Annotated in this window: 10 protein-coding genes; 2 read left to right on the top strand and 8 right to left on the bottom strand. The window is 66.2% G+C overall.

Translation table 11 applies throughout. The features are described from left to right. Positions 1 to 15: 15 nt before the first annotated feature. The 4 genes from QHG62_RS20265 to QHG62_RS20250 all read right to left on the bottom strand — a co-directional run bounded on the left by QHG62_RS20265 (position 16) and on the right by QHG62_RS20250 (position 4352). Entirely contained in the window at positions 16 to 981 is a 966-nt protein-coding gene (locus QHG62_RS20265; protein ID WP_281147476.1) for a helix-turn-helix transcriptional regulator, read from the bottom strand. A 160-nt stretch (positions 982 to 1141) separates the two neighbouring features. Next, positions 1142 to 1963 (bottom strand): alpha/beta fold hydrolase, encoded by an 822-nt coding sequence (locus QHG62_RS20260; RefSeq protein ID WP_281147475.1) that lies wholly within the window; start codon positions 1961 to 1963, stop codon positions 1142 to 1144. Between the two features lie 96 nt (positions 1964 to 2059). Continuing rightward, positions 2060 to 2905, bottom strand: a complete 846-nt coding sequence (locus QHG62_RS20255; RefSeq protein ID WP_281147474.1) for a class I SAM-dependent methyltransferase — start codon at positions 2903 to 2905, stop codon at positions 2060 to 2062. Continuing rightward, entirely contained in the window at positions 2898 to 4352 is a 1455-nt protein-coding gene (locus QHG62_RS20250; RefSeq protein WP_281147473.1) for a PLP-dependent aminotransferase family protein, read from the bottom strand. Before QHG62_RS20250 ends, QHG62_RS20255 begins: the two co-directional genes overlap by 8 nt. Before the next feature lie 134 nt (positions 4353 to 4486). On the opposite strand from QHG62_RS20250, the gene QHG62_RS20245 reads away from it, so the two are divergent. Then, positions 4487 to 5632, top strand: a complete 1146-nt coding sequence (locus QHG62_RS20245; RefSeq protein ID WP_281147472.1) for a pyridoxal phosphate-dependent aminotransferase — start codon at positions 4487 to 4489, stop codon at positions 5630 to 5632. A gap of 1 nt (position 5633) precedes the next feature. Here the strand turns inward: QHG62_RS20245 and QHG62_RS20240 are convergent, their stop codons facing one another. Then, a complete protein-coding gene (locus QHG62_RS20240; RefSeq protein WP_281147471.1) occupies positions 5634 to 7460 on the bottom strand; it encodes a sensor histidine kinase in 1827 nt (608 codons plus the stop codon). Between the two features lie 225 nt (positions 7461 to 7685). Between QHG62_RS20240 and oxlT the strand changes: the two genes are divergently transcribed. Next, positions 7686 to 9038 (top strand): oxalate/formate MFS antiporter, encoded by a 1353-nt coding sequence (gene oxlT / locus QHG62_RS20235; RefSeq protein ID WP_281147470.1) that lies wholly within the window; start codon positions 7686 to 7688, stop codon positions 9036 to 9038. Between the two features lie 117 nt (positions 9039 to 9155). Here oxlT and QHG62_RS20230 read toward each other — a convergent pair whose 3' ends face one another. The 3 genes from QHG62_RS20230 to QHG62_RS20220 all read right to left on the bottom strand — a co-directional run bounded on the left by QHG62_RS20230 (position 9156) and on the right by QHG62_RS20220 (position 11919). Then, entirely contained in the window at positions 9156 to 9911 is a 756-nt protein-coding gene (locus tag QHG62_RS20230; protein ID WP_281147469.1) for a response regulator transcription factor, read from the bottom strand. An 8-nt stretch (positions 9912 to 9919) separates the two neighbouring features. Then, positions 9920 to 10210, bottom strand: coding sequence for a DUF1330 domain-containing protein (locus QHG62_RS20225; protein ID WP_281147468.1), 291 nt, complete (start codon positions 10208 to 10210; stop codon positions 9920 to 9922). Between the two features lie 68 nt (positions 10211 to 10278). Beyond that, on the bottom strand, positions 10279 to 11919 hold the full coding sequence (locus QHG62_RS20220; protein WP_281147467.1) for a tannase/feruloyl esterase family alpha/beta hydrolase: 1641 nt from the start codon (positions 11917 to 11919) through the stop codon (positions 10279 to 10281). Between the last annotated feature and the right edge of the window lie 68 nt (positions 11920 to 11987).

Genomic DNA, 11987 nt, shown 5'->3' with positions numbered 1-11987 from the left:
TGGGGGAAGGCTGCGCTAGTTTCCGACCCGCATCCTGCGCCGCCAGATGCCCGGCGGAACGCCCGAATGCTGCGAGAAAACGCGGGTGAAGTGGCTTTGATCGGAAAAGCCGCAGGCCGCGGCAACCTCGGCCAGCGAGGTCTCCGCGTTCGTGAGGAGTGCGCGCGCGTGCTCCAGCCGCTGCGCGATCAGCCATTGGTGCGGCGTGTGCCCGGTGGTCTCGCGAAAAGCGTGAATGAAGTAGCTGCGCGAAAGCCCGCACGCATCGGCAATCTCGGTAATCGAAATGCTGCCGTCGATTCTGCTGCGCAGCATCTCCTTTGCCCTTGCTTCATGCGAGCGCGACAGGATGCGGTTTGTCCTGGGCGTTGTGGGCGCCGCGCCGCCGTAGGTCTCGACGAGATAGCTCGTCATGGCAATGCTCAACTGCTCGACGAACAGCATGCTCGCGCCGGCGGGGTGCTCGAGCGCGGGCGTCAGGGCTTCGGCGAGATTGAGCAGCACGTCGTCCCGGACACCCGTGACCTGGACGAGGCTGCCGACGCGCTTTCCGTGCTTTTCCTCGATGGCACGGTCCAGGCTGGCCTGCGATATTTCGAGCAGCACAAAGTCGAATGGGCGCTGGATGTCGGCGCGATAGCGTTCGGAAAAACCGCGAATGTAGATGGCGCCCTTGTCGAAATCGTGGCACGACGCATGCCGCCCCGACACGATGCGCCGGCTGTGGCCATCGCGCATCGAAATGCCGAGCAGCACGCCGCGCGCGCTGCACTCCGTCTCCACGTAATGGAGATGCTGCGTGTCCATCGTCTTGCGATGGATCTCGATTCCGTTCGCGCAAAGGCCCTGGTCCCGTTGCAGGTGGCTGGACATGCAGCCCAGCGTGTCCTTGGGCGCCGGAGCGACACGCAGCGACGAGGCTTGCTGGGCCGGCGGAGGCAGGTTTCTGCTTTGCGCTGAATGGTCGCTTTCGACGTGCATGGGCGGATGAAACAGGGGAGGGGAGTTGGCGACCGCCTATTTGCCGCTTTCGAAACGTTTGCAGATAGAAGGTTTGAGCGCTTTATTGAACATTTTGCACCCAGTTGATTGCACGGCAGGAGGCGCCGGCCACCTCCTGCCGTCTGGTTCGCTCGCGGCTTCAGCTCTTGAAGAACGCAAGAAGGTCGGCGTTGATGAGGTCGGCGTGCGTGGCGCACATGCCGTGCGGCAGCCCGGGGTACACCTTCAGCGTGGCGTTCTTGATGATCTTGGCGGTGAGCTCGCTCGAGATTCCGATGGGCACGACTTGGTCGTCGTCACCGTGCATGACCAGCGCGGGCACGTCGATCTTCTTCAGGTCTTCGGTGAAGTCGGTCTCCGAGAACGCCTTGATGCCGTCGTAGTGCGCCTGGATGGAGCCCATCATTCCTTGCTGCCACCAGTGCTCGCGAATGCCTTCCGAAACGGTGGCGCCCGGCCGGTTGAAGCCGTAGAACGGCAGGGTGAAGTCCTTGAAGAACTGCGGCCGGTTGGCGGCGACTGCCGCGCGAATGCCGTCCAGCACTTCGATGGGCACGCCGTTGGGGTTGGCCGCGGTCTTGAGCATCAAGGGTGGCACCGCGCTGATGAGAACGGCCTTGGCAACCCGCTTGCTGCCGTGGCGGCTGATGTAGCGTGCAACCTCGCCGCCGCCGGTCGAGTGGCCGACGTGGATCGCCTCGCGCAAGTCGAGCGCTTCGGTGAGCGCGGCCAGGTCGTCGGCGTAGTGGTCCATGTCGTGGCCGGCCGAACCCTGGCTCGAGCGGCCATGTCCGCGGCGGTCGTGCGCAATCACGCGGTATCCCTGGCGCAGGAAGAACAGCATCTGGCCGTCCCAGTCGTCGGCGCTCAGCGGCCAGCCGTGGGAAAAGACAACGGGTTGCCCGCTGCCCCAGTCCTTGTAATAGATTTGTGTGCCGTCCTTGGTGGTGATGGTGCTCATGGATCGCGTTCCTTGGTAAGGGTGATGTCGGATGCGGCGTCGATTGCCACGCCGTGGACGAGCCTACGCATTGCCGGTTGAACTGGCTTGCACGATTTAACGCTCCGTTGTCTGTTTGTCGGGGCTCTCCCAGCCCGCAGCCACGATCACATGCGCCTGGATCTTTCCGGCCACCGGGCCTTCTCCGTGGCAGCTTGCAATGGCCTCGGCCGCGCGGTCGGTGGCCAGCTGAAGCAAGGTGGCGTCACGCGCCTCGATTTCGTTGCGCAGGGGCGTTCCCTGGCAATAGGCAGTGGCAACCTCGCGTGCCGACTGGGAGCGGCTCACCTTCTCGCGCGTTGCAATCTCCACGTTGGTGAACCCTGCGCGGCCCAAGTCGTCGCGGATCAGCGCCACGTCGTTGTAGCCGTGCGGCGTGCGGGCAAGAAACCGCGGAGGGTCTTGCGGAAACACCGTGGCAACCGCGCGGGTGACTTCGTCGGCAAAGGCGTTTTCTTCGATGCGGTCCCAGACGTTGAAGACAAAGCGACCGCCCGGCTTCAGCACGCGGCGCGCCTCTGCGTAGCCCGCAACACGGCTGGGAAAAAACATCGCGCCAAACTGGCAGCAAACCACGTCGAAGGAAGCGTCCGCGAACGGCAGGCCCAGCGCGTCCGCCTGCTGCCATTCGATGCGGCTGTCGGCGCCCTGCCGGGTGGCGGCATAGTCGAGCATGGGCTGGTTGAGGTCGGTTACCACGTACCGCGCATCGGCGCGCAGCCTTGGTGCAAGCGCCCGTGTGACAACGCCGCTTCCCGCTGCCGTTTCGAGGACCGAGCCGGGAGAAAAGGCGGCGACGATCTCCGCCATGTCGGCCGCATAGCCCTCGAAGATCAAGGGGACCATCAGCGTGTCGTAGAACTTCGGAATGGAGCCCGTGAACACCTTGTCGCTCTCAGCCATGAGACCTCCTCGAGTTCTGAACGGTGCCCTTCGACCGGGCCATGGCACCGAGCGTGCGCAGGCCCTTTTCGATGCGGGCGTCCCAGCCGTGGCCGCCGCTCAGCCGCAGGCAATTGGCGTACTTGCCGCTGGCCGAGAACACGACCCCCGGCGCAAAGCATATGCCTTTTTCGAGCGCTTGCGTAAACAGCAGCCGCGTGTCCGCAGGCTCCGGCAGCTCGACCCACAGCACAAAGTTTCCTTGGGGCCGGGACACCTTCGTGCCCGGGGGAAACGCCTGCTCGACCACCCGCGTCATGCGTTCGAGGGTGTCGGCAAACTCGCGGCGAATGCGGCGCAGGTGGCGGTCGTAGTCGCCGTTGGAGAGAAAGGTGGCCAGCGCAACCTGCGTCAGCACCGGCGTGGCAAGGCTGGTGGCAAACTTGGTTTCGAGCACCCGCGCCATGTGCCGGCCAGTCGCGATCCACCCGATGCGGTAGCCGGGCGCCAGCGTCTTGGAGAATGAGCCGCAATAGATGACGTTGTCGTGCGTGTCGAGCGCGCTGAAGGGCAGGGGCCGCTCCTCGCCAAAATGAACGTCGCCGTACACGTCGTCTTCGATCAGCGGGACGCCGTGCTCGGCAAGCAGGCGCAGCACGGCGCGCTTGTTTTCTTCAGGCATGGTGCAGCCCAGTGGATTGCTGAAGCTCGACGCCAGCACGCAGGCGCGCACCTTGCCAGCGGCCACAACCTCGCGCAGCGCATCGACGTCTACGCCGGTGACCGCATCGGTCGGCAGCTCGACCACCTTGAGCCTCTTGGCGCGCAAGACCTGGAGCAGCCCGAAGTAGGTGGGCGACTCGATCGCGACCGTGTCGCCGGGCTCGGTGACCGCGTCGAGCGCCAGCGCCAGTGCCTCGGTGCAGCCGCAGGTAATGGCAATGTCGTCCGGCGAAAGCGCCTGGCCGTAGCGCAGCGCGCGGCGGGCGATCTCCATGCGCAGCAGCATCTCGCCGCGCGGCGGTGAGTAGGTGTTGCATTGCCCGCCCTTCACGCGGGCGGTGCGCGCAAGAACGAGGTCGAGCTTGGACGAAGACAGGAGCCGCTGGTTGGGAATGGCGCAACCGAGCGGCACGAGGGCTTCGTCCGAGGCGTGCTCCAGCAGATCGAGCATGAGACCCGAAAGCTCCACCTTCGCAGGCCGCACCGAATGCCGTGTGGTGGTGGGAACGGGCAACGCGGGCGGCGCCTTGGCAACGTAGTAGCCCGACTGCGGACGCACTTCGAGAATGCCGCGGTCCTCGAGCAGGCGGTAGGCCTGCACGGCCGTGCTGAGACTGGTGCGCTGCTGCGTGCTTATCTCGCGCAGCGAAGGCGCCCGCATGCCGGGCTGCAGCGCGCCACGGCCGGCCAGGCCGGCCACGAAATCGGCGACTTCTTCATAGCGGAACCGGGGAGGCTGCGACACGGTTGAACCTTGCTTTCATGAGTGGCACGGGCTTCAACTGTACTGCACGTAATTTCAATAAATTGTGGCTGTTATCGCAAGCCGTGAAACGGCAACATTGCTGCCAGCGACAACAACGGAGCAAGCAGCAGTACATGTCACGGTTTCCGGACAATGAAATCATCTCCCTGGTCGGCAAGGCGCCCCGGTTCGACCTTGCGGAAAGCGTGGGCCCCAGCCTGCGGCTGGCGGAACTGATCGACATGGCCTTTGGCAACGACGCCGATTTTTCGCTGGACTACGCGACGGCGGTGGGCAACCCGGAGCTGCGCCAGCACATCGCTAGCGAGAACGGCGTGGATGCAGACGACGTCGTGGTGACGGTCGGCGGCATGCACGCGCTTTTTCTCATTGCCTTCACGCTGTGCCAGGCAGGCGACGAAGCTGTCGTCGTAGAGCCAGTGTTTCCGCTGGCGCGCAACGCGCTCACCGCCGTTGGCGCCGTCACGCGTGCCCTGCCGCTCAGCTTCGACACCGGCTATCGGATCGAGCTGGACGCGCTGCGAAAACTGCTGTCCCCAAAGACGAAGCTGGTGAGCCTGGCCTCGCCGCAGAACCCTTCGGGAGTCGCCATTCCGGCGCAGACCTTGCGGGAGATCGTGGCCTTGCTGGCCGAGCACGCGCCCGATGCCCGGCTGCTGATCGACGAGACCTACCGTGAGGCAGCCTACGGCGAAGACCGCGCAGCGCCAAGCGCCGCCTGCCTCGGTGCGGAAGTCATCTCGGTTTCATCGCTCTCCAAGTGCCATGGCGCGGCGGGGTTGCGAATCGGCTGGGCCATCACGCGCGACAAGGCGTTGAGAAAGGCGCTGGTAACGGCAAAGTTCAGCACGGTGATCTCCTGTTCGCCGGTGGACGAGGCGCTTGCCCTGGCCGTGTTCAGGCAGCGCGAGCGAATCATCGGCGAGCGGCGCACGCTGCTCGCGCAAAACCTGCAGTTCGTCGAGCAATGGGCGCAGCGCCATCGAGGCTACGTCGACTGGGTGCGCCCGGATGCGGGGGCGTTGTGTTGCATGCGGCTCAAACCCGCGGTCTTCGATGCAGCGGCGGTCGAGCGCTTCTATGCGGCGCTCGCCAAGTACAGCACGCGCGTCGCGCCCGGCGCTTGGTTTGGTGATGACCCGCAGGTGTTCCGGCTGGGCTTTGGGCTGCCCACGCTCACGGCACTGGCCATTGGCCTGGAGTGCGTTTCCGTGGCGTTGACCGAAGCCGTGCGTCCGGCACGCGCGGCCGCTTCCTAGGCTAGCCCGCGCTCTGCCCAGGCTGCGTCCAGCGCAGCGACACCCAGGTGCCTTCGCCGCGGCGGCTTTCGATGCGCAGCCGGGCGCCAATGGCTTCGGCCTGTTCCCTCAAGCCCACGATTCCATAGTGCCCCGGCGCGCCCGCGGCCGGCTCGAAGCCCGTGCCGTCGTCGCCGATCTCCAGCTCCACTTCGTCGGTTGCAACGCAGTGCAGGCGAATCAGCAGCCTGCGCGCGCCCGCGTGGCGCTCGACGTTGCGCAGCACCTCCTCGCACATGTGAAACACGGTTGCCGCGGGCTCGGCAGCCAGGGCAAACAGGGCGGGGTCGATCTGGCAATCGAGCGCCATGCCCGAGCGCTCGCTCAGGTTCTTGGCCAGTTCGCTGAGCGCCGCACCCAGCCCGATGTCGCGCACCGGGTTGCTGCGCAACTGGTCGATGGCGCGGCGCGCCTCGTCCAGCCCGTCGCGCGCTGCGCGCTCGGCGCGCACCAGTTCGTCCGGCAGCGCGTCGGGCCGGCTCGATGCCAGGTGCTTGAGCACACGGATCTCGGTGAGCATTGCCATCATCGAATGCGCCAGCGTGTCGTGCAACCCGCGCGCCAGGCGCAGGCGCTCGCGCACCACTTCGGCGGCACGCGATTCCTGCGCCAGCCGGCTGATCTCTTCGGTGCGCTGCCGCACGCGTTCGTCCAGTTCGGCATTGAGGCGGCGCAGCTCGTCGCGTTCGCGCTGCAGCGTGTTCAGCAAGCGGTCGAGGGCACTTCCCAGCCGCGCGGCTTCGTCGGCGCCTTGGGGCACCTCGATGCGCGTTGCGCTGCCGGCCAGCACCGCGTCTGCCGAATGCGCAATCACGCTCACGCGGCGCGTGAGGCGGTGCGCCACGATGATGCCGGCGATTGCAGCGCCGAGCCCCAGCAGGCTCAGCACGATGGAGATGCGCCATTCGATGGCGGTTGCAAAGGCCGCCACCGATTCGACGGGCTGGATCACCACGGCCTGCCAGCCGAGACGGCGCAAGGTGCCGTCGCGCGCATTGGGCGGCGAGGCGATGAGGTAGGGCCGGTTGTCCAGCAGCCGCCTTGTGCGGATGCGCGTGGGCAGGTCGGATCCGTCGTTGCCCAACCCGGCAACGACAGGGTCGAACGGCGTGATTGGGTCGCCGACATCGTGCCAGCGCTTTCCCAGAAGGGCGCCCGGTCCGTGGCGCACGATACCGTCGCGGTCGACCAGCAGCCATTCGCCGGGCGAGGCGCGGATTTCGGCGACCATCTTTTCCACCCAGCTCCAGCTGAGGTTGGCGGCAACCACGCCGATGATCGCGCCGTCGGCATTGCGCACCGGCGCGGTGAGCTTCAGGAAGCGTTCGCCGGGGGTGCGGCCTTCCTCGATCCACGCGGCGTCCAGGCCTTGCGAGATCCAGGCGTGCTGGTTGACGTTCTGGCCGACCACCTGCTCGTCGGTCGCCGCAACGATGAAGCCGTCGGCATCGGTCACCGCCAGCCAGATGAGGTCTGGCACGCCGCGGCGCACCGCCTGCAGCGACCGCTTCAGGCGCTCGCCCTCGCTGTGCTGCACGTCTTCGGACAGCATGGCCGCCACCACGCTGACGGCCTGCAGGCGCAGCAGCAGGGCCGTGTCGAGCTCGGCGTTGACGTGCTCGGCGGCGGCTTCGAGCCGCTGGCCGTGCTGCTCGAGCAGCGTTGCCCGCACAAAGCCGCGCAGCCACAGGTTGGCCACGAGCGCCAGGCACAGGGTGAGCGCAATCAGCAGCCAGCCGATCGCGGCGGCCATGGAGCGCCGTGGGTCGATGCGACGTGCGAGGTTCATTGGCTGCGGATTCTCGCAAACGGCAGCCATGACTTTCGGCATGGGTAGTTCCCCTGAGCACTCGGGGTTTGTCTCGACTCGTCGCGTGACTTCCGGCAGGCGCGCCGGCCGCGGTTTGCGGCAACAGTTGCACCCATCGCGATCCGTGCCCCCAGCGCGACTGAATCCCAACCCCTGCAACGTGCCGCGACGCGATCGGCGCGACAACGAATGGAGACGAAGCGAATGAACCCCACTTCCCCGACATACATCTCGTCCGGCGCGCCGCCGCGATTGATCGACAACCGCTGGCTGCAGCTGGCGGTCGGCATCGTCTGCATGATCGCCACGGCCAACATCCAGTACGCATGGACGCTGTTCGTGCCGGAAATCCAGGGCAAGTTCGGCTGGGAGCGTGCGTCGATCCAGGTCGCCTTCACTATCTTCGTGCTGGTGCAGACCTGGCTCGCGCCCATCGAGGGCTACTTCATCGACAAGTTCGGACCACGGCTGATCGTGGCCTTTGGCGCGCTGTTCATCGGCGCGGCCTGGTTCATCAACTCGCAGGCCACCACGCTGATGGGCTTCTACATTGGCGCGGCCGTCGGCGGTATTGGCGTGGGCTCGATCTACGCCACCTGCATCAACAACGCGCTCAAGTGGTTTCCTGACCGCCGAGGCCTGGCAGTGGGCCTGACGGCCGGCGGCTACGGCGCCGGTTCGGCTGCCACCATCTTGCCGATTGCCGCAATGATCGAATCGTCGGGCTTCCAGCAGGCCTTCCTGTTCTTCGGCCTGCTGCAGGGTTCGCTGGCCTTCGCCGCGGCCTGGTTCCTGCGCCCGCCAAAGGGCAACGAGGTGCGCGGCTCGACCAAGGTCGCGCAGAGCCGCCGCGACTACACGCTGGGCGAAGCGCTTCGCACACCGCTGTTCTGGTTGATGATCGTGATGTTCTCGTGCGTGGTTACCGGCGGCATGATGGCCGTGGCGCAACTGGGCGTGATTGCCCAGGACCTGGGTGTGAAGAACTTCAAGGTCGACCTGTACTTTGTGACCATGGCCGCGTTGCCGCTCGCGCTGATGCTCGATCGCGTCATGAACGGCATTTCGCGCCCGATGTTCGGCTGGATCTCCGACCACATCGGCCGTGAGAAGACGATGGTGATCGCCTTCACGCTGGAAGGCATCGGCATCATCGCGCTGGGCTACTTCGGCCACAACCCGTGGGCCTTCCTGATCCTGTCGGGCGTGGTGTTCCTGGCGTGGGGCGAGGTGTATTCGCTGTTCTCCGCACTTGCGGGCGACGCCTTCGGCACCAAGCACATCGGCAAGATCTATGGCGTGCTGTACTGCGCCAAGGGCATCGGCGCGCTGTTCGTGCCGCTCGGCAACCTGATGATGGAAGCCACCGGCACCTGGTCGACCGTGCTCTACACCGTGGCGGGCCTCGACCTGTTCGCAGCGTTCCTGGCGATCGTCGCGCTGCGGCCGATGCTGGCAAGGCACACCGCCAGCAACATTGCCGCATCGCATGCGCCTTCGCCGGCGCCCGACCTTGCGATGCCAGGCGGCCTTGCACCCGCAGCCCGCACGGCCTGACCGGCACCCGCTTCGGTTGTTTTCGATGCACCCGCCGGACCGGCCTTGCCGGGCCAGCGGGTGCATCTTGCATTTGGGAAGTTCGGATGGCGCACTAGGCGCGCCGGGCGCAGCGCCCTATTTCTTGAGCACGAGCACCGCCAGTTCGGTGCGGGTATTGGCGTGGAGCTTTTGCATGATCCGGCTGACGTGGTTCTTTGCCGTTCCCTCGGCCAGGTTCAGCGCCGCGGCGATCTGGCGGTTGCCGTAGCCCTTGGCGATCAGCTCGAGCACCGCGGCCTCGCGGTCGGTGAGCGGCTTGGTCATGGCGTCAGGCTGCGACAGCTCGCCGGGCCCGGTGGCTTGCGCTTCCGCACGATGGTCTGGCGCAGGCGCGGCGGGCTGCTCTTGCGCTACGCGGTCGGCCAGCAGCCGGAACTGGTCCATCACCTTGCGGGCGATTTGCGGCGTGAGCCGTGATTCGCCGCGATGCACCGCCCGCACGGTGTCCAGCACTTCTTCTTCCGAGGCGTCCTTGAGCAGGTAGGCCTGCGCGCCGGCACGCACCGCGTCAAAGACGAGGTCGTCGCGGTCGAAGGTGGTCAGCACCATCACGCGCGTGTGCGGCAAGGCGCCCGAGATCTCGCGCGTGGCGAGCACGCCGCCCTTGCGCGGCATGTGCAGGTCCATCAGCACCACATCGGGCAGCAGGCGGCGGGCCAGCTCCACGGCCTCGATGCCGTCGGCGGCCTGGCCGACCACTTCGATGTCCGCCGCGGCATCGAGCAGCATGGCCATGCCGCGACGGATCAGTGCCTGGTCGTCGGCAATCAGCACGCGGATCCGCGGCGCGGCATGCGGCACGGGTGCTGACGGCTCGGCAATGGTGCTCATGGCAGGGCTCAGACGCCTTCGACGATCCGCAGATCCCGCTCGGCGCCGTCGCCCAGTGCCGCCAGTGCGGCCTGGTAGTCGGGGCTGTCATGCACGGCACGAGCCTGCTCGACGCTGTCGAACTCGATCAGCACGGTACGCTCTTGCAAGCCGTATTCATAAACCTGCGCGGGCAAACCCCGCGCCAGAAAACGCCCGCCGCCCGCAGCGATTGCGGGGCCGGCGAGTTTTGCATAGGCCGCGAGTTTGTCGGCATCCTTGACGGCACGGTACGCGCTGACCCAATAGGCTTTTGCCATGGTGATTTCTCTCAGTTGCAGAGCGAGCAATATAGCTTGCTCGCCGCCTCACCGCTTGGGTTTGAAACTCAGGATGTGCACGCGTAGTTGGCCGCCAACCTGGACGCCGCGGCATCGTTGGCCGGCCCGGTGTACCGCGGATATTGCGGGTACTGGCACAAGGGCCGGCTGAGCAGAACCGATCCATCGGTATCGCGCTTCTGCGCGACCAGCGTGGCCGGCGCGGCGCTCTTGGTTACCCATTGGTCGAGCGCCGTCAGCAGGTCGGCCGTATCGGCGCCTGGCCCGCCGGCGCAGTGGTTCACCCCCGGCGCAATGTAGAAGCGCGTGGACGCATCGGCCGCCGCGGCGCCGACCGAAGTGCGCATGTTTCCGTAGTACTCGAGAGTCGATTTCGCGCTGAGGGCCGAGTCGTTTCCGCCATGCCACAAGATCAGCTTGCCGCCGCTGTTGATGAACGGCCGGATGTCCGTGTTGGTTGCGTCGTTGAGTGCGGCCATGGCATAGAGCGCGTTCTGGTTCTGGTCCCAGGGTGTATAGGCCAGCGAGTCTGCGGTTCTGTCGCGCGCAAGGTAGTTCTTGACGGTCGTATCCTGAAACAGAAACTGCAGCGCCATGGTGACATTGCCGTCGCCCGTGAGCCAGGTGCGCCAGGCGCCAGGGTCGTCCTCGTTGCCCGTCAGGTTCCAGCCCGCATTGCGGAAGGTGGTGCTGCCTGTGAATGCGGCTTCGGTGTTCCACGACGTGACCACGTCCAACTGTGCGTCCGACAGGCAGGTATCGCCTGTATCGGTTCCGCCGGCGCAGCGCAGCGCCGCAACATTGGCCACCGCCGGCGTGCATGCGGCCTGGTTCGACACAACACCGTCCGCAATGCCGTCGAGCCCGTCGCAGGCGTCTCGCACATGCTTGCTCAAGAGGGCGGTCTTTGCCGCGCTGAATGCACCGCCAGGCGCGGCAAGCGCCCGGGAATTGCGGTTGAAGGCACCCATGAAGCCGACCCAGTTGTAGGCCGGTGCGCGCGCAATGACGCCGTCGAAGAGATTGGGTGAGCGCTGCACCGCCATCAGTGCCTCCCGTCCGCCGTTCGAGCAGCCCTCGAAATACGACTTTGCGGGCAAGGCCCCGTAGGCGGTCGCCAGGGTTTCCGTTGCGGTCGACATCACCGTGGGTACCGAGAGGCTGCCGAATAGCTGGGCGGCAAAGGTGTCGGTCAACGCAAAGTTGGCGCTCAATGCGTTGTCCTGGTGGCCGGAGTCGCTGGCGACCACGGCGTAGCCCTGGCTGAGCGCCGCTGCGCCGGGCGGCGTGATGGCGCCGTTGTAGCCGCCGCCGCCCTGGTAATAGAGCTTGCCGTTCCATGTCTCGGGCAAGGAGATCTGGAAGTTCAGCGCCGGCGCTATCGTGCCGGTGACTTTGCAGTACACGGGAGTGGGTGCCGACGCAGCCTCCATCGTCGCCGTCAGGGTCGCGCCTGCAACCGTTTTTCCGTTCAGGTCGGCGCAGGCCTTTTGAGCCGTGACAGCGGGGGCGGGCGGAGGGCTTGCCGGTGGCGCGGCTGGCGGGGCAGCCGGAGGTGCGGGGAGCGGCAAGAACGGCGCGCCGTTGTCGGAACCACCGCCGCCGCAAGCCGCCAGCATGGCCACGCTGACAGCAGCAGCATGGAGCTTTGCGCGAGGCAACAAGGCCTTTGAGGATAAGAAGTGCATGTCTCTATTCCTTTGTCAGTTTTCAGCCTGCGCACCGCATCGAGATTGAGCGATGCCCACCAGATTCT

It is taken from the genome of Variovorax paradoxus (assembly GCF_029919115.1).
In the GTDB taxonomy this organism is placed as follows: domain Bacteria; phylum Pseudomonadota; class Gammaproteobacteria; order Burkholderiales; family Burkholderiaceae_C; genus Variovorax; species Variovorax paradoxus_O.
This window is presented reverse-complemented; position numbering and strand designations above follow the sequence as displayed.

Bases quoted from the DNA above. Each gene is read 5' to 3' on its own strand.
- QHG62_RS20265 (WP_281147476.1), bottom strand. From the start codon at position 981: ATGCACGTCGAAAGCGACCATTCAGCGCAAAGCAGAAACCTGCCTCCG.
- QHG62_RS20260 (WP_281147475.1), bottom strand. From the start codon at position 1,963: ATGAGCACCATCACCACCAAGGACGGCACACAAATCTATTACAAGGAC.
- QHG62_RS20255 (WP_281147474.1), bottom strand. From the start codon at position 2,905: ATGGCTGAGAGCGACAAGGTGTTCACGGGCTCCATTCCGAAGTTCTAC.
- QHG62_RS20245 (WP_281147472.1), top strand. From the start codon at position 4,487: ATGTCACGGTTTCCGGACAATGAAATCATCTCCCTGGTCGGCAAGGCG.
- QHG62_RS20240 (WP_281147471.1), bottom strand. From the start codon at position 7,460: ATGAACCTCGCACGTCGCATCGACCCACGGCGCTCCATGGCCGCCGCG.
- oxlT (WP_281147470.1), top strand. From the start codon at position 7,686: ATGAACCCCACTTCCCCGACATACATCTCGTCCGGCGCGCCGCCGCGA.
- QHG62_RS20230 (WP_281147469.1), bottom strand. From the start codon at position 9,911: ATGAGCACCATTGCCGAGCCGTCAGCACCCGTGCCGCATGCCGCGCCG.
- QHG62_RS20225 (WP_281147468.1), bottom strand. From the start codon at position 10,210: ATGGCAAAAGCCTATTGGGTCAGCGCGTACCGTGCCGTCAAGGATGCC.
- QHG62_RS20220 (WP_281147467.1), bottom strand. From the start codon at position 11,919: ATGCACTTCTTATCCTCAAAGGCCTTGTTGCCTCGCGCAAAGCTCCAT.